The organism is Azospirillum sp. B506, from assembly GCF_000333595.1.
Classification (GTDB): Bacteria; Pseudomonadota; Alphaproteobacteria; order Azospirillales; family Azospirillaceae; genus Azospirillum.
The window spans coordinates 1-18604 of sequence record NZ_BADK01000156.1 but is presented as its reverse complement, the minus strand read 5'-3'; the positions used below and the strand labels follow the sequence as shown (position 1 = coordinate 18604).

Annotated in this window: 17 protein-coding genes; 11 read left to right on the top strand and 6 right to left on the bottom strand. The window is 66.0% G+C overall.

Features of this window, described 5'->3' with window-relative positions; translation table 11 throughout:
* Positions 1-296: 296 nt before the first annotated feature.
* From I71_RS05635 to I71_RS05625, 3 genes are all read left to right on the top strand, one after another.
* Positions 297-1001, top strand: coding sequence for an RluA family pseudouridine synthase (locus I71_RS05635; protein WP_042692040.1), 705 nt, complete (start codon positions 297-299; stop codon positions 999-1001).
* A gap of 95 nt (positions 1002-1096) precedes the next feature.
* The gene (locus I71_RS05630; protein ID WP_042692030.1) at positions 1097-1369 is read left to right on the top strand and encodes a GNAT family N-acetyltransferase; all 273 of its coding nucleotides are present in this window, start codon (positions 1097-1099) and stop codon (positions 1367-1369) included.
* Positions 1370-1424: 55 nt separating this feature from the next.
* Positions 1425-1916 carry a GNAT family N-acetyltransferase gene (locus I71_RS05625; RefSeq protein ID WP_042692027.1) on the top strand — a complete coding sequence of 164 codons (492 nt, stop codon included), beginning with the start codon at positions 1425-1427 and terminating at the stop codon, positions 1914-1916.
* Positions 1917-1923: 7 nt separating this feature from the next.
* On the opposite strand, the gene I71_RS05620 is transcribed toward I71_RS05625, so the two are convergent.
* Complete coding sequence (locus tag I71_RS05620) at positions 1924-2895, bottom strand: GNAT family N-acetyltransferase (RefSeq protein WP_244433655.1); 972 nt, start codon at positions 2893-2895, stop codon at positions 1924-1926.
* Between the two features lie 393 nt (positions 2896-3288).
* On the opposite strand from I71_RS05620, the gene I71_RS05615 reads away from it, so the two are divergent.
* Both I71_RS05615 and I71_RS05610 read left to right on the top strand, forming a co-directional pair.
* The gene (locus I71_RS05615; protein ID WP_244433654.1) at positions 3289-4572 is read left to right on the top strand and encodes an O-antigen ligase; all 1284 of its coding nucleotides are present in this window, start codon (positions 3289-3291) and stop codon (positions 4570-4572) included.
* A complete protein-coding gene (locus I71_RS05610) occupies positions 4569-5507 on the top strand; it encodes a glycosyltransferase family 9 protein (RefSeq protein ID WP_042692024.1) in 939 nt (312 codons plus the stop codon). Before I71_RS05615 ends, I71_RS05610 begins: the two co-directional genes overlap by 4 nt.
* Here I71_RS05610 and I71_RS05605 read toward each other — a convergent pair.
* Positions 5504-7126 (bottom strand): glycosyltransferase family 39 protein, encoded by a 1623-nt coding sequence (locus tag I71_RS05605; protein WP_042692022.1) that lies wholly within the window; start codon positions 7124-7126, stop codon positions 5504-5506. The two genes, I71_RS05610 and I71_RS05605, sit on opposite strands and share 4 nt — an antisense overlap.
* Before the next feature lie 259 nt (positions 7127-7385).
* Between I71_RS05605 and I71_RS05600 the strand changes: the two genes are divergently transcribed.
* Together I71_RS05600 and I71_RS05595 are read left to right on the top strand one after the other, a co-directional pair.
* On the top strand, positions 7386-7868 hold the full coding sequence (locus I71_RS05600; protein ID WP_085940682.1) for a DUF2934 domain-containing protein: 483 nt from the start codon (positions 7386-7388) through the stop codon (positions 7866-7868).
* 81 nt (positions 7869-7949) lie between these two features.
* Positions 7950-8294 (top strand): four-helix bundle copper-binding protein, encoded by a 345-nt coding sequence (locus tag I71_RS05595; protein WP_042692015.1) that lies wholly within the window; start codon positions 7950-7952, stop codon positions 8292-8294.
* A gap of 26 nt (positions 8295-8320) precedes the next feature.
* On the opposite strand, the gene I71_RS05590 is transcribed toward I71_RS05595, so the two are convergent.
* The 3 genes from I71_RS05590 to I71_RS05580 are packed head-to-tail and all read right to left on the bottom strand — an operon-like array spanning position 8321 to position 11525.
* Positions 8321-9865 (bottom strand): DHA2 family efflux MFS transporter permease subunit, encoded by a 1545-nt coding sequence (locus tag I71_RS05590; RefSeq protein ID WP_042692013.1) that lies wholly within the window; start codon positions 9863-9865, stop codon positions 8321-8323.
* A 35-nt stretch (positions 9866-9900) separates the two neighbouring features.
* Complete coding sequence (locus tag I71_RS05585; RefSeq protein ID WP_042692010.1) at positions 9901-11028, bottom strand: HlyD family secretion protein; 1128 nt, start codon at positions 11026-11028, stop codon at positions 9901-9903.
* A gap of 32 nt (positions 11029-11060) precedes the next feature.
* Entirely contained in the window at positions 11061-11525 is a 465-nt protein-coding gene (locus I71_RS05580) for a MarR family winged helix-turn-helix transcriptional regulator (RefSeq protein ID WP_244433653.1), read from the bottom strand.
* A gap of 266 nt (positions 11526-11791) precedes the next feature.
* On the opposite strand from I71_RS05580, the gene ilvD reads away from it, so the two are divergent.
* Positions 11792-13657, top strand: a complete 1866-nt coding sequence (gene ilvD / locus I71_RS05575) for a dihydroxy-acid dehydratase (protein WP_042692004.1) — start codon at positions 11792-11794, stop codon at positions 13655-13657.
* 237 nt (positions 13658-13894) lie between these two features.
* On the top strand, positions 13895-17071 hold the full coding sequence (locus I71_RS05570) for an adenylate/guanylate cyclase domain-containing protein (RefSeq protein WP_083896995.1): 3177 nt from the start codon (positions 13895-13897) through the stop codon (positions 17069-17071).
* Here I71_RS05570 and I71_RS35640 read toward each other — a convergent pair.
* The gene (locus I71_RS35640) at positions 17068-17502 is read right to left on the bottom strand and encodes a ribbon-helix-helix domain-containing protein (protein ID WP_083896994.1); all 435 of its coding nucleotides are present in this window, start codon (positions 17500-17502) and stop codon (positions 17068-17070) included. The genes I71_RS05570 and I71_RS35640 overlap by 4 nt on opposite strands.
* Positions 17503-17525: 23 nt before the next feature.
* Between I71_RS35640 and I71_RS05565 the strand changes: the two genes are divergently transcribed.
* Positions 17526-17723, top strand: a complete 198-nt coding sequence (locus I71_RS05565) for a hypothetical protein (RefSeq protein ID WP_042692002.1) — start codon at positions 17526-17528, stop codon at positions 17721-17723.
* A gap of 118 nt (positions 17724-17841) precedes the next feature.
* On the top strand, positions 17842-18604 hold a 763-nt coding region (locus I71_RS05560; protein WP_042692000.1), incomplete at its 3' end, for a YcaO-like family protein.

The following is an 18604-nucleotide window of genomic DNA, read 5'->3' as shown; positions in this document are numbered from 1 at the left end:
CTCATCAAGCCGATCTTTATCCGTTAGGTCCGAATCGAACCCGCACCTTTCTCATAGGCGGGAACGCTTGAAAAACCGCCGAAAACCGCCAGCGCGACACCGTGCCGCTGCCCGCCGTCCATTGTAGCTTTATTGGCAGATTTTCCGTATGACGTTTCATTGTGAATACTTGCGTAAACGGCCCGCCGGCGTTCATGGTGCCGGTCATGATCCCCGACTCGCTTACCTCGAACTCCCCGACAGAGGGGCGGACCGCCCCTGACCAGCCGACTGCGGGCCTGCTGACTGCGGGCCTGCTGACTGCGGACCGGCTGCGCGCCCGCGTGCTTCACCGGGACGCGCTGTGCTTCGTCATCGACAAGCCGGCCGGTCTGGCCGTCCACAAGGCCGGCCGCATCACCGACCATCTGGAGCTGTACCTGCCCCATCTGGCGGAACCCGGCGAGGAGCCGCCGAAGCTCGCCCACCGGTTGGACCGCGACACCGCCGGCTGCCTGGTGCTGGGCCGCACGCCCTGGGCGCTGAAGCGCTTCGGCCAGATGTTCGCCGCCGGCCATGTCGGGAAGACCTATTGGGCGGTGGCCGACGGCATCCCCGAATCCGACTCCGGCGTCATCGACCTGCCCCTGCTCAAGAAGATCGAGCCCAAATCCCCTCTTGGTGCGGCGCGGTCGTCCTGGACCATCCTGCCCGACCCGGCCGGCCAGCCGGCGGTGACCGAATACCGGGTGCTCGGCACCGGAAACGGCCGCTCCTGGCTGGAGCTGCGCCCGCGCACCGGCCGCACCCACCAGATCCGCGTCCACTGCGCCGCCATCGGCTGCCCGCTGCTGGGCGAACCCTTCTACGGCCCCGAACGCCGCCCGCCCGGCAACCTGCACCTGTTGTCCCGCTCCATCGCCTTCCGCATGGCCTTCGAATACGCCCCCGTCAGCGCTGTCGCCCCGGTGCCGGACCATATGCGGGACGCGCTGTCCGCCTGCGGCTGGCAAGGGGAGTGAAAGCGCGGTTTCCGAAAAAAAGGGGCTGCCGACCGGTTCGCGTCATGCCACCTGTTGTAAGGATCAACGTCCCCACAACAGACGGAGCATCAGGAATGGCACAGGCGGTCACCGACAACCGCGCGATGAACCGGTTCGAGCTGGCGGTCGGCACCCAGACGGTGTTCGCCGACTATCGCCGCAACGGCCGGACCCTGGTGATTTCCTATGTCGAAGCCCCACCCTCGCTGCGCGGCACCGGTGCCGCCGGCCGCCTGATGGAAGGCGTGGTGGAAACCGCCCGCACCGAAGGGCTGAAGATCGTCCCGCTGTGCGGCTATGCCGCGATGTGGATCCGCCGCAACCGGCACGACGACCTGCTGGCGTGAGAGCACTTTCGGCGCTGCGTGAAAGTTGGTGGCACTCCCTGTCGAGGATATACCCATGAGCAAGGTCCGTCGGCTCCTGCCGGGTGACGCGGAGGCATTCCGCTCGCTGCGCCTTGAAGCCCTGCATCGGCATCCGGATGCCTTCGGATCGAGCCATGCCGAGGAAAGTGGCAGCCCGCTCTCCAGCTTTGTGGACAGGATCGCGGGCGGATACATCGCCGGCGGCTTCGTCGACGGGCAACTGGACGCCACCGCCGGGCTGTTGATTCCCGCACAGGCCAAGTTGCGGCACAAGGGCATGCTCTGGGGCGTCTATGTCCGCGAGAACAGGCGGGGCAGCGGTCTTGCCGATGCGGTGATGGCCACCCTGCTCGCCCATGCCGCAGAGCGGGTCGAGCAAATCCATCTCTCCGTCGCGGTAACCAACCGGCGGGCCATCGGCTTTTACGAACGCCTGGGCTTCGAGCCGTTCGCGACGGAGCCGCGGGCGCTGAAGGTGGATGGGGCCTACATCGACGAGCTTCTGATGGTGAAGGTCATGCGCTGATCGGGCATCACCCCAGCTCGAAGCTCGTGCCCCCGAACAGCCGCCCCAGATCGGTCGCCGGTGCCGGCCCCAGATACATGCGTGCGGTTTCGAACTGCGGCGTCAACCCCAACTCCTCCGCCAGCCGCACCCCCGCCGCGTTCGGTTCCGGCACATCGAGGAACACCGGCCCGGCACCGGCCGCCCGTGCAAGCGCCAGCACCAGTTCCCGCGCAATCCCCCCATCGGCGGCATAGAGCGGGCCGATCCTGAAGCCGCTGTGGCAGGGCCTGATCACCCCGAAGCCGGCAACCGCGCCATCCCTCATTGCCGCCAGCGCCGTGGCGCCCGGCAGGGCGATCCAGTTGGCGAGAAAGCCCGGACGCGGCGCCGGGAACAGTTCGGCGTCCAGCGTGGTCAGCAGATCGAACGGCACCTTGCGCGCGTCCACCAGACCGGTTCCGCTCCCATCATGGTCCGGCAGGCTGCCGCCGAAACGGATGTTGCGGTGGGACAGGGCGAAGCCGGACTTCCGATAATTCTCCTGCTGCGCGACCACCCCGTCGAGGCCGACGGTGCAGCCCTCCAGATGACGCAGCCCAGCCTGCCACAGCCGCCAGCCGAAGCCGCGCCCGCGCGCCTCCGGCCGCACGATGTAGAAGCCGAGGAAGCCGAAATTCCCCGGATAACGGACGACGGAAAGCGAGGCCACCGGCTGCCCATCCAGCAGCCCGACCAGGAAGCCCGCCGGATCGACGGCATGGAAGGCGCCGGCATCCTGCAGTCCCGGGTTCCACCCCTCCGCCCGCGCCCAGTCCACCGCAAGATCCAACTCGGAGCGGCTCATCACGCGGATCCGATAGCCGTCCGTCCCCTGCGCCTCGTTGCGCTCCATCTCCGCCCCCTTCGCCATGTCCCGGCAGGAAGCGTAACCGTCGGCGTCGCCACAAGGCAATCCGCGGTGACCGTCGCCCTCTCCCGCCCGGGGAGAGGGAGCCATATGCGACCCGTTCATCCCGCGATTTTCACCCGCCCTTTCCCAACCGTCCCACAGCCATGATAGGAATACCATCCTGTCTATCAGCAGGAGTGGTCCTCATGCGCCGCCGGATGACGTTCACCCGATCTGCGTTTCCCATCAAGGGCTTCCCTCAGGATGAAACAATGGAACAGCCCCCGGCGTCTTGTTTCATGCTGTTTCAACCGTCCGGTCCGGCCCGCCCCCGCTGCCGCCCCACCGCCGGATGAAACGATGGAACAGTCGCCACAAACCTGTTCCACGCTGTTCCAAATGTCTCATCCGGCGCCCAGCCCCCGCCGACCGCGCGCCGTTGCTTTCGGAACGGGAGTGCGGTTAAGTCCCCGCCGGTTTCCGCTGATCCGCGTCGAGTTCATGCCCGTCGAGTCCCTGGACGCCACCGCGTCGCGCCCCGCCTCTCCGCCCTCCGCTCCCGGCCCGTCTCCCGCCGGACGCGGGGTCGATGCCGTGTTGCAGGGTGTGGCAGGGGCCGCTGCCCTGATGCTGGGGCCGCTGGCCGCGCTGGCCCCGCGCGGGCTGCCGGTCTGGGCGATCCTCATGCTCCTGCTGTCGCTCGCCGGCTTGATCCGGCGGGGTGCCTTCGGGCGCATCCTGCGTCTGACCCCGGCGGTCGCCGCGGTGGGGGCCTTCCTGCTGCTGGCCCTGGCCTCCTGCCTGTGGAGCCCGTCGGACCGCGCCCTGGCAACGGTGCTGGAGATCGGCTACATCGCGCTCGGCGCCCTGGCCGGCGGCGCCTGGATCGCCGGGCTGCCGGCTGCGGACGTGCGGCGGCTGGCCGGGCTGTTCCTGGCCGGCGGGCTGGCCGGCGGGTTGCTGTTCGCGGTGGAGGCGGCGCTGGACTTCCCGCTGAACCGCTGGTGGAACAGCGTGCCCGACGACCAGCTGCCCAACCTGCTGAACGGCAATGTGCCGAAGCGGACGGCAGCGCTGCTCTGCCTGCTGGTCTGGCCGGCCGCGCTGGCGGTGGACCGCTTCGGACGCAAGGCTCTCGCCCTGCTGGTGCCGGTCGGCTATGCGCTGGCCTGCCTGCCGCTGACCAGCCGGTCGGCCATGCTGGGCATCGCCGCCGGGCTGATCACGCTCGCCGCCGCCCGCGCGTCGGCCCGTTGGACCCGCCGCCTGTTCTCCGCCGTGGTCACCGCCGCCTTCCTCCTGGTGCTTCCGGCCGCCCTGCTGTTCTCCGGTCCGCTCGACCTCGACCATTCCAGCCTGCTGTTCCGCTCCGCCCAGCACCGGGTCGAGATCTGGGGCCATGCGGCGGAGCGGGCGCTGCGCACCCCCGTGTTCGGCCAGGGCATCGACGCCTCGCGCTCGCTGCCGCCCGAAGGCGCGGTGTCGGAGTTTTCGCCGATCGGCGACAGCCTGCTGCCGCTGCACCCGCACAACGCCTTCCTCCAGGTCTGGCTGGAAACCGGCGCGGTGGGTGCCACACTGGCTTTGGCCGTCCTGCTGATGCTGCTGGCCGCCACCGCCCGGCTCGACCGCCGCGACCAGCCCTTCGCGCTCGCCCTGTTCGCAACCGCACTGGCGATGGGCAGCACCGCCTACGGCATCTGGCAGCCCTGGTGGATGGCGGGCTTCCTGTCCGCCGCGCTGATGCTGCGGCTGGCGACCGGTATCGGGGACAAGACACGATGAGCAAGCGACCGCTCCGCATCCTGGTCATCAAGCTGGGCGCCTTCGGCGACTTCTTCCTGGCCCAGACCGCCTTCGCCGCCATCCGCCGCCACCATGCCGGCGACCGCGTGACACTGCTGACCCTGCCCTCGCTGGCTCCGCTCGCCCGGATGAGCGGCCTGTTCGACGAGGTGCTGGAGGACCCGCGCGAGCGGTCGCTGTCGGCCTATCTGGCGATCCGCCGCGCCCTGCGCGCCCACCGCTTCGACCGCGTCTACGATCTCCAGGCGCAGACCCGCACCGACCTCTATCACCGGCTGCTGTTTCCCGGCCCATGGCCGGAATGGTCGGGCACCGCCCATGGCGCCTCGCATCCCGACCGCTATGAAGGCCGGCGCAAGGTGCCGGTGCGCGACCGCTATGTCCGCCAGCTCGCCCCCTTCGGCATCGTCCCGGACAAGACTCCGGACCTGTCCTGGCTCGACGCCGACATTTCCAAATTCGGGCTGCCTCAGCGCTTCGCCCTGCTGGTCCCCGGCTCCTCGCCGGGACGGCCGGACAAGCGCTGGCCGGTCCGCCGCTATGCCGAGGTGGCGGCGGCGCTGGCCGGGCGCGGCATCGTGCCGGCGGTGATCGGCACCGGCATCGAGCGCGACCTCGCCCGCAGCATCGCCGACACCTGCCCGCAGACAGTCGACCTCACCGACCGGACCAGCGTGCCGGAACTGGGCGGGCTGGCCCGCCGGGCCTGGGGAGCCGTCGGCAACGACACCGGCCCGACCCACCTGATCGCCGCGGTCGGCTGTCCCACGGTGGCGGTCTTCTCCGACGCCTCCAATCCGATCCACAGCACCGGACCGCGCGTGCTGATCCACCACCACCCCGACTTCAACGAGATCGACAGCGCCGGCGTGGTCGAGGCGCTCGACCGTGCGCGGGAGATGGGAGGCGGCTAACGGCAGAAAGGAAACGGCGCCACCTTGGGCATGTAGATCGGGATCCACTCGCAATGGGTCACCGGGTTGGGCAGCTTGCGGGTCTCGATGATCGGCCAGGCATGGGCGGCGACCACCACCAGCGCCACGCCCCCCAGGATCCAGCGCCGCGGCTTCGACCGGTCGAGCAACCCCGGCATCCGCGCCAGCACCCAGGCCGCCGACAGGATCGCCAGCGGGTCGGTGTAGGCGGCATAGGCGCGCTGGAAGCCGCGCAGCGAGAACAGCGACTCCAGCCCCCAGGCGACCAGCAGCAGGAACAGCGCCTGCACGGCTGCCAGCCTTTCGCCCCGCCGCCACAGCACCACCGCCCCGGCGAGCGCGAACCACTCCACGATGATGGTCTGCGGAATGTTGTCGGGGTGCAGGACGATGGTGCGGATCGCCAGGGTCCGGCCGATGCCGGCCAGCAGCAGTCCAAGCGTCCCCTGCCCCACCACATTCCCCTGGCCCTGCAACTCCGCCCCATGCCGCCAGGAGGAGAAGACGAACATGTGCTCGACGAAGTTCGCCACGGCGATGGCGTTCTGCTCGTTCCAGCGGATGTCGAGCGCCAGCAGACCGGCCGCCAGCCCCAGCAGCACCGCCGCGGCCCCGGCCACCGCACGGGCCGTCGGCACACGGTGGACCGCCGCATGGACCAGGATGCCGACCAGCACCCATCCGGCGACGATGGCCTGATAGCCGCCGCCCGACAAACTCCCAACGGGGGTATAGGGATAGACCGCTCGCCCCCAGCCGGCCAGCCCGGCCTGGATCAGCCCGAAGGCCGGCACCGCCGCCACGGCCGCCAGCAGCCCGGCCAGGGCGGCAATGCCCCAGGCGGCTCCAGCCGCGCGCTCCGGCTCCGCCCGCCGCCCGAACAGGATCGCCGCCACCGGCAGGCCCATCGCCAGGAAAACCGCCTGCACCTTGGTCAACATGGCCAGCCCGACCAGCAGCCCCCCCAGCGCCAGCTGCACCAGCGAAGCGCCGCCGCACGGCTTGCCCTCCGCCGGCCGCACCGCCCGCAGGACCATCAGCAGTCCCAGCACGACGAACCCTGCCGACAGCAGGTCGGTGCGCATCTGCCGGCCCTGCGCCGTCAGCCCGACGCCGAAGGCGAGCAGGATCCCGGCCAGAAGCGCCACCCGCCGGTCGCCCACCAGCCCGCGCAGCAGCGTGGCATAGCCGACGGCGAAGGCAGCGGTCAGCAGGATCGACAGCGCGCGCCCGGCCTGGACCAGCGACTGCCACACGGCTTCGGTCGCCGCCACGTCGCCGCCCGGAGGCAGGGCCGACAGGCTGGCGACCGGCAGCAGCCCGACCGCATGCAGCAGCCGGTACCAGAGGTCGATCACCAGGAAATAGCCATAGCCGGGATGGTCGAAATACTCCTGCGGCAACCCGTCGCCGAACAGCAGCCCGTGATAGGCCAGCACCAGATCCTGATCCGCATGCACCCAGTAGGGCAGCCGGAACCCGACCAGCAGGACCGACAGGGCCATCGCCGCCGCCAACCCCACGCACAGCAGCCACCAGGGTGCCGCCGCAATGCGGTCGAGCAGGGAGGGACGGGCGACGGAGGGTGCAGGCGTCATGATTTGTGCCGCTCACGGTTCAGGTCGACGGGCGCCTTGTGGCATGGAATGCAGACGGTTGGGAACCATCTCCCGATCCCGATGGGAACCAGTCCGATTCTGCGGTGTTGCCCTGGTCGAACGGCGGAGTCGCGGGTCTCCGCCTCTTTCGTGGTGCCTCGCACGAATGGCTTTGCAACGTTGGCGGGTCGCTGCCACAAAATACGGTATGGCAGGCAGGCCGCGCAGACAAATGCCGGACAGACAAATGGGGAACTCGATGGCCGATACCGACGATATCCAGGAGCGTATCCGACGCCGTGCCCATGAGTTGTGGGAGAGCGAGGGCCGTCCGCACGGTCGCGACTCCGACCATTGGACCCAGGCCGAGGCGGAAGTCCGCGGCGGCGGCGCGCTGGAGCCGACCGGCAAGGTCGCCGGGTCGCACAAGAAGCCCCCGGTCTCCAAGGTCACCGCCAAGGTTGCCGGCAAGAGCACCCGCGCCGCTGCCGAATCCCTGTCGGAGGTTGCCGGCAGTCCAGCGGTCAGCGCCAAATCCGAAGCCGCCAAGCCCGCGAAGACAAAGCCGGCCGCTTCCAAGACAAAGGCCGATGCCACGCCGGCCGAAGAGGCCGCCTCAGCGAAGACACCTGCAAAAGCCGCTCCCAAGACCACCGCAAAGTCGACGGCCGCCAAATCCCCGGCCGCGAAGCCTCCGCGCAGCACGAAGAAGGACGGCGGCAAGAGCGCCACAGCCGGCTGACCTCAGCCTTCGCCATCGGAACCCTGCGACCCCGGAGCCGGTTGTCAGGTCATCCCTGCAATCTTCTCCGGAGGACCAGTCATGGCCAGCATGCCGTCGATGGACAACTGTATCCGCAACTGTACCGACTGCCACACCATCTGTCTGGAAACCGTGGCGCATTGCCTGACCGAGGGCGGTGCGCATGCGGAGGCCGGGCATATCCGCCTGATGCTGGATTGCGTCGATGTCTGCCGCACCAGTGCCGACTTCATGCTCCGCGGCTCCCGCTTCCATCACCTAACCTGCGGCGTCTGCGCCGAGATCTGCGCGGCCTGCGCCGAACAGTGCGACCGCATGGCCGACGACGCGATGATGAGGCGCTGTGCCGAGATGTGCCGCCGTTGCGCCGAAAGCTGCCGGGCAATGTCGGAAATGTCCGCCTGATCGGGCCGCCTCGATCGAGGCAGCGCCTACTCCATCACCGCCGCGTCCTCCGGGGCCGGGGCTCCCGCCTTCGGCCGCCGGAGCAGCAGCAGCATGGGGATGACGAGAAGCGCGACATACATCATCAGCTTGAAGTCGTCGATGTAGGCGATCATCGCCGCCTGCTGGGTGACTTGGGCGTTCAGCATCGCCAAGGCCTCGGGCGTGTCGGTCACCTGCTCCGTCATCATCGGCGAGAAGGGCGTCAGGTGTGCGGCGAGGCTGGCGTGATTGACCTGGGTGTTCTGCGACAGCAAGGTCATCACCACCGAGATGCCGACGCTGCTGCCCAGGTTGCGGACCAGACTGAACAAGCTGGCGGCATCGGTGCGCAGCCGCGGCTCCAGCGTGGCGAAAGCGATGGTGCTGAGCGGGACGAACACCAGACCCAAGCCAAGCCCCTGCACCACGCCGCTGACGATGACTGGCTCGCGGTCCATCACGATGGTGAAGCCGGTCATGGACCACAACGACCAACTGGTCAGCAGAACACCGGCCAGGATCAGCAGGCGGGCGTCCACCTTTCGCACCAGCCGGCCGACCGCCAGCATCGAGATCATCGTGCCGACTCCGCGCGGCGCCAGCACCAGCCCGGTGGTCACCGTCGGGTAACCCAACAGATTCTGCAGCATCGGTGGCAGCAGCGCCATGGTCGCCAGCAGGATCACACCAATCACGAAGATCAGGATGAGCCCAGTGACGAAGTTGCGGTCGCGCAGCAGCGCCGGGTCGATAAAGGGTTCGGTTTTCGTGTTGCCGTGGGCGGTGGCGATGTGGATGGCGAAGACCCAGAAGGCGCAGGCGGCCAGCGCCGTCTCGATCCAGATCTCGGTCGCACCGAACCAGTCCAGCTGTTCGCCACGGTCCAGCAGCATCTGGAAGGCGCCGACCGCCAGCCCCAGCATGGCGAAGCCGAAGACGTCGAAGCTGCGGAGGCGCCCCTTGGTCTCGTGCAGGAAGACCAGCATGCCGAAGAAGGCCAGCAGCCCGACCGGCAGGTTGATGTAGAAGACCCAACGCCAGCTGAAGCTGTCGGTCAGCCACCCACCAAGAGTCGGGCCGGCGATGGGGCCGACCATGATGCCGGCTCCCCACAGGGCCATCGCCTGCCCGTGCCGCTCCTTCGGATTGATGTCCAGCAGCACCGACTGCGACAGCGGCACCAGCGCCGCACCGAAGATGCCCTGCACCAGCCGGAAGGCAACCATCTGGGTCAGGCTGCCCGCCAACCCGCACAATACGGAGGCCGCCGTAAAGCCTGCCACTGCGATCAGGAATAGCCGCTTGCGCCCGAACCGGTCCGCCATCCAGCCGGTGGCCGGCGTCGCGATGGCCGCGGCGACGATGTAGGAGGTCAGCACCCAGGTGATGGTGTCCTGCGCCGCCCCCAGGCTGCCCTGCATGCTCGGTAAGGCGACATTGGCGATGGTGGTGTCCAGCACCTGCATGATGGTGGCAAGCATGATCGACACGGTGATCATGCCGCGGTGCTTCACCTCATGCGGGGCTGCGGTTGTTTGGCTGGCGACCATAGCTGTGCCTGCGGATAAATGGGAAACGGATGGCCCTACCGGATCGCTGCGAGTGCGTTGCCGACGGCGCCCGGCAGTGGCCGGCTGTACTTGGTGTCGACCTCCACCTCGGCGCTCAGGCCGGTGCGCAGCGGCACCGGATCGCCGCCAGTCCGGTTGCCTTCCATCCCGTCGATGCGCAGACGGACCGGCACGCGCTGCACCACCTTCACCCAATTGCCGGTGGCGTTCTGGGCGGGCAGGACGGAGAATTCCGAACCGGTGCCGGCACCGATGCTTTCGACATGGGCGGTCAGGGTACGGCCGGAGTAGGCATCCAGCACCACGGTCGCTGTCTGGCCGACCGCCATATGGGTCAGGTCGGTTTCCTTGAAGTTGGCTTCGACCCAGCTCGACCCGCTCATCACCACACTGACCGCCGACAGGCCGACCGAGGCGTATTGCCCGACCAGCAACCGGTCGGTCTGGCTGACCACGCCATCGGCCGGCGCCGTCACCACCGTGTGGTCCAGGTCGCGTTGCGCGGATGCCTTCTTCGCCAACGCCTCCAGCACCGTCGGATGGCGGTCGGTCGGAATGTCGGGATTGCCGCCCAGCGCGGCACGGGCACTGACCACAGCCTGCTTTTCCGTATTCAGATCCTGTTGGGCGGCCATCAGGTCATGGCGCACCGAATCGTAGGTGGCCCGCGCGGCGACGCCAGTCTTCAACAGATCCTGCTGACGCAGGAACTCGCGCTGTTCGAAGGAAACCTTCTCTTCCGCTGCGGCCTGCTTGGCTTGGGCCTCACCCAAATCGGCACGCAACTGCTCCACCTTCAAACGGGCTGAGGCCAGTGCCGCGTCCGCTTGCTGCAGAGCCAACCGATAGGGTTCATCGTCGATGCGGAACAGCAGGTCGCCGCGACGGACAGGCTGGTTCTCATGCACCGCCACCTCGACGATGCGGCCGGAGATGTCCGGGCTGATCGTCACCTTGTCCTGCTGGACATAGGCGTTGTCGGTCGAGACATAGCGCCCGCCCACGACATACTCGTAGCTGCCGCCGACCGCCACCAGCAGCGGCAGGGCGGCCATCAGCAGCCAGCGGCGCCAGCGCGTCCGGCGGGCAGGCTTGGCGGCGTCAGGGCGGGAATCGGCATCGCGGTCGGTTACGGCGGTCATGGCGGTCAGGTCCGGGAAAAGGGCGGAATGCGTCAGGCTTTGGCTGCGATTTTTTCAGGCGCGATTTTCTCGGCCGGATCTGGCCGACGGTCGGACAGGTTGGCGCGCATGTGGGCCAGCATTTCGACCAGCCTGGTTTCAGCATCGGGCGGCAGGCCGGCCAAAGCCTCCGCATAGAGCCCGGTGGCAAGCGCCCTGCCCTTCTCCAGCACGGCATGCGCCTTGGCCGTGAGATGCGGCAGCCGGGCGCGTCGGTCGGTCGGGTCGATGCGGCGCTCGATCCAGCCGCCCTCCTCCATGCGGTCGATCTGTCGACAGAGTGTGATCGGCTCGATCTCCAGCAGGTCGGCCAGCGTCGTCTGCTTGATCCCCTCGTTCCGCGCCAATGTGGCGATCACCGACCATTGGGCGCGGGTCAGACCGAGATGGCGCGCGCGCTGGTCGAAACGGACGCGCATCAGGCGTGCCGTGTCGGTCAGGACGGCGCCCAAACTCATGGAATGAGCATTCATGGAGCGGCTTTCGGCAGGGGAGGACATCGGCACACCATAAGCTAGCTTATCAGTTTTACTGAACTAATAAGCGTGCTTATCATTGGCAATCTTCGCTGCATGCATGGCAGGGCCACGCCACTGTCGCGCCTCTGGCGTCCTCGACGGGATCGCGCCTCTGGCGCACGCGACAGGAGATTGCTAAGGTGCCCACCCGTTTCGTTCCATTCCTTTCGCCAACTCGCCCGAATCGACCAGCTGAGGACCGATCCATGCCGCACTACCGTTCCCGCACCTCCACCCACGGTCGCAATATGGCGGGCGCGCGCGGCCTGTGGCGGGCGACCGGCATGAAGGATGGCGATTTTGGCAAGCCGATCATCGCCATCGCCAACTCCTTCACCCAGTTCGTTCCCGGCCACGTCCATCTGAAGGATCTGGGCCAGCTGGTCGCCCGTGAGATCGAGAAGGCCGGCGGCGTGGCGAAGGAGTTCAACACCATCGCGGTGGATGACGGCATCGCCATGGGTCATGGCGGCATGCTCTACAGCCTGCCCTCGCGCGAGCTGATCGCCGACGCGGTGGAGTACATGGCGAACGCCCACTGCGCCGACGCCCTGGTCTGCATCTCCAACTGCGACAAGATCACGCCCGGTATGCTGATGGCCGCCATGCGGCTGAACATCCCGGCGGTCTTTGTCTCCGGCGGCCCGATGGAGGCCGGCAAGGTCAAGTGGCGCGGCAAAGTGAAGTCGGTCGATTTGATCGACGCCATGGTCGCCGCCGCCGACCCCACCGTCTCCGACGAGGAGGCGGCGGAGATGGAACGTGGCTCCTGCCCGACCTGCGGTTCCTGCTCCGGCATGTTCACCGCCAACTCGATGAACTGCCTGACCGAGGCGCTGGGCCTGTCGCTGCCGGGCAACGGCACCATCCTGGCGACCCATGCCGATCGCAAGGAGCTGTTCCTCGCCGCCGGCCGGATGGCGGTCGACCTCTGCCGCCGCTGGTACCAGGAAGAGGATGCCACCGCCCTGCCGCGCGGCATCGCCACCAAGGAAGCATTCGAAAACGCGATGACTCTGGACATCGCCATGGGCGGTTCGACCAACACCGTCCTGCACATCCTGGCGGCGGCGCAGGAGGGCGGCATCGATTTCACCATGGCCGACATCGACCGGCTGTCGCGCCGCGTCCCCAACGTCTGCAAGGTCGCCCCTGCGGTGGCGGACGTCCATATCGAGGATGTGCACCGCGCCGGTGGCATCTTCGGCATCCTGGGCGAACTGGATCGTGCCGGCCTGCTGAACCGCGAGACTCCGACAGTCCATGCCCCGTCACTCGGCGAGGCGCTGGACCGTTGGGACGTGATGCGCACCCAGGACCAATCCGTCCACACCCTCTATCGTGCTGCGCCCGGCGGCATCCCGACCGTCGTGCCGTTCAGCCAGGAGCGCCGCTGGCCGGAGTTGGACCTGGACCGCGAAAAGGGTGTGATCCGCAAGGCCGAGAACGCCTTCAGCCAGGACGGCGGCCTCGCCGTGCTCTACGGCAACATCGCGGAGAATGGCTGCATCGTGAAGACCGCGGGCGTCGATGCCTCCAACCTCATCTTCGCAGGCCCCGCCCGCGTGTTCGAAAGCCAGGACGACGCTGTCGCTGGCATCCTGGGCGACGTGGTCAAAGCGGGCGAGGTGGTGGTCATCCGTTATGAGGGTCCGCGCGGCGGCCCCGGCATGCAGGAAATGCTGTACCCGACCAGCTACCTGAAATCGAAGGGGCTGGGCAAGGCCTGCGCACTGGTCACCGACGGCCGCTTCTCCGGCGGCACGTCGGGCCTGTCGATCGGCCACGTCTCACCGGAAGCGGCACAGGGTGGCGCCATCGGCTTGGTGCAGGACGGCGACCGCATCGAGATAGACATCCCCAACCGCATCATCCGCCTCGCCGTCGACGACCAGGAGATGCAGCGCCGCCGCGATGCGATGAACGCCAAGGGCATGGATGCCTGGAAGCCGGTTGCCCGCGACCGCATGGTTACCCCGGCTCTGCGTGCCTATGCCGCAATGACGACCAGCGCCGACCGTGGCGCTGTGCGCGATGTGTCCCAGGTGGAGAATATTGCACTCCGACGTTGAACCCGGTCGAGCTGACCGGCTTGGATCGCAGATGCGGTCAGGCATAGTGCACATTCACCACAAGTAACAATAAAAGCGCTGCGCAAGTCACGGCGCTTTTATTGCTCGAATTTGCATACGGGGATATGCCAGTTTCCGCCTGCGCGAAAATCTTCGGTCGATGCATCGCTCAGATGTTCGCAAAATTCGAAATGCATGCTCTAATATGTCAACGCGAATTCCGCGAGGGGGGCGGACATGGCGGACACCATGTTGGGCACAGCGACCGACGAAGGCCGTCCCTGGCAGGAGGCATCACGCCTGCCAGGCGATAAACCGCGTGAACGCAAGGTTGTGACGGCGATGTTCGTCGACATCGTCCGCTCATCCGCCATGGTGGCCGGCCGCGATCCGGAAGATGCTGACGACCTTCTTCTCTCGATCCTGAACCGTGTGACGGAGGCGGTGCCGCGATTCGAAGGCACAGTGACCCAGATGCTTGGTGACGGCTTCCTCGCGACCTTCGGCGCCCCCGGCGCCAAGGAGGACCATGCGCTTCGCGCCTGCCTTGCCGCCCAGGACATCCTGAGCGCCACCCGCGACGAACAGGGACGGCCGCTCTTCCAAATTCGCATCGGAATCAGTTCGGGTGACGTGGTTGCCCATGTGGTTACCAATGGCCTATGGACCGACTATCGCGCCGTCGGTGAATGCGTGCATATGGCAGCCAAGCTGCAGCAGCGTGCCGCCTCGGACTCCGCCCAGCTCAGCCGCGATACGTTGGACCTGATACCGGTGGGCGTGGCGGTGCGTCCGATGGGAAGCCTGCGCCTGTCCGACGAGGTCGAGCCGATGCCGGCCTTCCTGCTTGACGGAGCCCGTGCCGTCCGCCGAACCGCCACAGACATGCTTTCCGCCACTGACGCACCATATGTCGGGCGGGAGCAGGAGGTGGCCACCCTCTTCGCCATCGCCGATATGGTGGAGGCCGGGAAGCCGACCCAGCTTCTATTGCGGGGCGACGCGGGCATTGGCAAATCGCGCCTGGTTGGAGAGTTCCTGCGCGATCCGCGCAGCCGGCGCTGGACTCTGCTGCAATGGCCCCAGATGCCGATCCGCAGATTGGCCGATCCAGACGATCTGGAAGCGGTTGCGCTGAGTCTTGCCGAACAGGTGGCCGGCTGCGCCTGCGAGGAAGGTATCGGCTGGGTCTGCGAAGCCGCGCGCCGCCGATCCGGTTCGCTGTCGGGCGACGCAGTGTCCGCGCTGTTCGGCCGACCGGGGTTGGATCCGCTGTGGGGCGGACTGGACGCGGCGCAACGCCTGTCACTGGGCATCGAAGGGTTGGTCGGAGCGACACTGGAATTGGCAGCCACGGTCGAAGCCGGCAACGGAAATGGCACAGAAAGCGGCGCAGTCGGACGGCCCCTGCTGGTGCTGGTGGAGGACGCGCATTGGGCCCGTCCGGTGATGGTGCGGCTGCTGGACCGGCTGGCGGAAGCGCTGCCGGGTTCGGGCTCCCGCCTGCTGCTGCTCGCCACCCGGCGCCCCCCGCCGCTGGGCCCCGAGTCGCGGGAGCAAGGCTGGAGCGGCAGGCCGGACGGGCGGCGCATCGATCTGGGGATGCTGTCCTCCGATCAGGTTCAAAGCTTCCTGGCGCACTGGCTCGGTCCGGACTGGTCACTGGTGGAGTTGAAGGCCCAGGTTGCCAGCCGCTGCCAGGGTGTTCCGCTCTATCTGGAGGAGGTTCTGCGCACGCTGGAGGCGTCGAACGCCATCGAAGGCACACCGGGCGCCTACCGGCTCATCGACCCGCTTGTCGTGCATAAACTGCCGCGCACTCTGCATGCCCTGCTGGCCGAGCGTATGGATCTGATGACCCTGGAACGGCGCCGGCTGCTGATGAATGCCGCCGTAATTGGAACGACTTTCGACGTCGGTCTGCTACAGGCGCTGACCGGACTGTCCACGCCGATCCTGTCCGACACTCTGGCATATCTGGAACGCGCCGGCTTTCTGCTACGCACCCGCCTGCTACCCAATCTTGAATATTCCTTCAAGCATGCGCTGATCCAGGAAGTCGCCTACGCCACCCTGACCAAGTCCGACCGCCGGGCGCTGCACGCCCGCGTGCTGGAAGCGCTGCGCCATCGTCGGGACCACGACCTGCCCAACCGCCTGGACCTGCTTGCCCATCATGCCTTCATGGCGGAGAACTGGCCAGCCGCGCACCTGTTCGGCCGCCGTGCAGGCGTAAGAGCGGAATTGCGCTCCCGCCTGGAGGATGCGAGCCGTCATTATCGGAACGCTCTGACCGCACTGGATCACTGCCTGGACACGCCACGCAACCGACTGCGGCGGATCGACGCCTCCATTGCCTTGGCACGCGCCAATCTTCCGCGCGGCCTGACCGACTCGAATGACCTGCTTGAAGAAGCCCGGAAACTGGCTCTGTCGACCTCAGATTCACGGAGATATGCAAGAGCGTCGTCGATGCTGGCCGCCATCGAATGGCCACATGGTCACATAGACCGAGCGATCGAGTTCAGCCAGCAAGGTTTGCAGGCAGATGACGGAAGCTTCGATCTGAACACCCGTATTCAGCTGCTTAGTCGGCTCGGTGGAATTTATACCGAGAAAGGTCATTTTACCAAAGGCCGAGACATTTTGCAGACGGCGCGTCATCTACTTGCAACGGATCGGAAACTTGAAAGGTTCGGCCTTGCTGTCATCGGCAAGGTTGGAGTCTGTGCAAATCTTGCTCGCAGCTATGCTGAAATTGGACAATCCCATGAAGCAATTTCAACTGCATCAGAAGCCGTAGAAGCAGCAGAAAACAGCTTTCACAATTTCTCCAAGCTTTTTGCCTATGAGCATATTGGTTGGTCTTATCTATTGGTAGATCGACCGGAAAACGCTATGCCCTATCTATCTATGGCGCATGATTTGTGTGAAGTCACAAAATCGAAATTGCACAAGGCTTTCTTGATTGGTGCAATTGCCTATGCACATGCTCTAATCGGTCACGTAGAACGCAGTATGGAGCTTTTCTCCCAAGCACTTCTATTCGCTCAGCAAGAGCAAGCATGTGCATACCTGAACCAAGTTCATGTATGGTTTGGTGAAACATGCCTGCTCACGGGGAATCCGCATAAGGCACGTCAATATGCATTCCTTGTCCAAAAGTCTGCAGAAAAAACCGGTCGGATAGGTTATTCAGTAAAAGCGACCGCACTTGATGCACAAGCCTCTTTTGTAATTAATCGCGGGGACAATCGGTCTTGCGAGTACTTAAAGCAGTCCGAACAGATTGCTTTAAGCCTATCCATGACGCGCGTTGCCGCTCGCTGTGCGCGTCTGCGCTCCTCAGAAGTAAGTGGCGATCATTCATTCAGACTAGACGAATATTTTCTATCTTCTGTTAAAACCTTTTAGAGACTTTCCGCTTGCCTGTAATAATCGAGTACAAAATTGCGTATTGCGCTTGTTAACGGGGTATCGGGAGACCGTAAAGCATCTACTTCAATGCATAAATCATGAACAGGACGGCGTTCTTTTTGCGCGATGTCGTCCAGCCCGCTCCAGACTGCATTTTCTAGACGAAGACGTGCACGCCGGTTCTGCAGCGGAATCGTACGAGAAACCACAGCAGGCCAAGTCATCAAGACGCCGATATTAATAATACTCGACATGGACTCGGGAGCCTTTTTTTGAATGAACATTAGGCTACTCCCCTGTGAACTGTACGGAAGCGGTCTGCGCGGCATAACGCCAATTTCAAATTCATCTACACCTCGGCTGAATCTGGCACTGTGAAATTTTTCACAGCGGAACCCCCCTCCGAATGTGAAGAGTTCAGTCGTCATCTCACACCCGAAGGATAAAATTCATGAACGTTTCGATTTCCCAGACTTCCATGATCCGTGGCGCCGATGGGCGTCTGTATGCCGTTACCGCCCATGGCGTGTCTGAAGTCGCCGACAGCGCCATCGCCACCGCCCGCACCCACATCCGCTCCGGCGACCGTGCTGGCTTCCAGTCTGCCGACCACGAAGCGGCCCGCGTCATGATCACCCCGGGCGCCTGATCGGGTTCCCGGTTTCAGTTCTTCGGACCGTGGCCACCAGCACCGGCAAGTGCTGACCGGCCACGGACCCGGGAACGAGCCATATCCTCTCGATTTCCTCCGCCCCGGATACGCTGCGATGCCCTTCGATCTGCTCGATGTCAGAGCCTCCGCTTCGGATGCGGTGAAGGCCCATACGGTCGGCACCCACCGGGTCATGGCGCCCGAACAGACCCTGGCGCGGGCCGCCCCGTTCCTGCCGATTATGGGGATCACCCGGGTCGCAAACGTCACCGGGCTGGATGCCGTGGGTATTCCAGTGGTGATGGTGACGCGGCCCAACTCGCGATCCATCTCGGTATCGCAGGGCAAGGGGGTAACGCTCGCCGCCGCCAAGGCGTCGGGCGTCATGGAATCGATCGAGAGTTACCACGCCGAACGGATCACCCTACCGCTGAAGTTCGCCAGCTTCGAGGAGTTGCGCTGGACCCATCCGGTGGTAGACGTCGACCGCCTGCCGCGGCTGTCGACCGGTAGCTTCAATCCTCACAGCCCCATCCTCTGGATCGAGGGGCAGGATTTGCTGAACGGCGGCCCGAAATGGGTGCCATTCGAGATGGTCCACCTGAATTTCACCGTGCCCATGGCTCCCGGCCAAGGCGCCTTCCTGGCCGGTTCCAATGGGCTGGCGTCGGGCAACCACAAAGTGGAAGCGATCAGCCATGCCATCACCGAACTGGTGGAGCGCGACGCGACCACTCTGTGGCGCCTACAGGGTCCGGCGGCCCAGGCGGCGACCCGCATCGATCTGGACAGCATCGACGATCCGGTCTGCCGCTCGTTGATCGACCGCTTCGAGGCGGCCGGTGTCGCAGTCGGTGTGTGGGAGACCACCAGTGACG

Bases quoted from the DNA above. Each gene is read 5' to 3' on its own strand.
- I71_RS05630 (WP_042692030.1), top strand. From the start codon at position 1,097: ATGGCACAGGCGGTCACCGACAACCGCGCGATGAACCGGTTCGAGCTG.
- I71_RS05625 (WP_042692027.1), top strand. From the start codon at position 1,425: ATGAGCAAGGTCCGTCGGCTCCTGCCGGGTGACGCGGAGGCATTCCGC.
- I71_RS05620 (WP_244433655.1), bottom strand. From the start codon at position 2,895: ATGGCTCCCTCTCCCCGGGCGGGAGAGGGCGACGGTCACCGCGGATTG.
- I71_RS05615 (WP_244433654.1), top strand. From the start codon at position 3,289: ATGCCCGTCGAGTCCCTGGACGCCACCGCGTCGCGCCCCGCCTCTCCG.
- I71_RS05610 (WP_042692024.1), top strand. From the start codon at position 4,569: ATGAGCAAGCGACCGCTCCGCATCCTGGTCATCAAGCTGGGCGCCTTC.
- I71_RS05605 (WP_042692022.1), bottom strand. From the start codon at position 7,126: ATGACGCCTGCACCCTCCGTCGCCCGTCCCTCCCTGCTCGACCGCATT.
- I71_RS05600 (WP_085940682.1), top strand. From the start codon at position 7,386: ATGGCCGATACCGACGATATCCAGGAGCGTATCCGACGCCGTGCCCAT.
- I71_RS05595 (WP_042692015.1), top strand. From the start codon at position 7,950: ATGGCCAGCATGCCGTCGATGGACAACTGTATCCGCAACTGTACCGAC.
- I71_RS05590 (WP_042692013.1), bottom strand. From the start codon at position 9,865: ATGGTCGCCAGCCAAACAACCGCAGCCCCGCATGAGGTGAAGCACCGC.
- I71_RS05585 (WP_042692010.1), bottom strand. From the start codon at position 11,028: ATGACCGCCGTAACCGACCGCGATGCCGATTCCCGCCCTGACGCCGCC.
- I71_RS05580 (WP_244433653.1), bottom strand. From the start codon at position 11,525: ATGAGTTTGGGCGCCGTCCTGACCGACACGGCACGCCTGATGCGCGTC.
- ilvD (WP_042692004.1), top strand. From the start codon at position 11,792: ATGCCGCACTACCGTTCCCGCACCTCCACCCACGGTCGCAATATGGCG.
- I71_RS05570 (WP_083896995.1), top strand. From the start codon at position 13,895: ATGGCGGACACCATGTTGGGCACAGCGACCGACGAAGGCCGTCCCTGG.
- I71_RS35640 (WP_083896994.1), bottom strand. From the start codon at position 17,502: ATGACGACTGAACTCTTCACATTCGGAGGGGGGTTCCGCTGTGAAAAA.
- I71_RS05565 (WP_042692002.1), top strand. From the start codon at position 17,526: ATGAACGTTTCGATTTCCCAGACTTCCATGATCCGTGGCGCCGATGGG.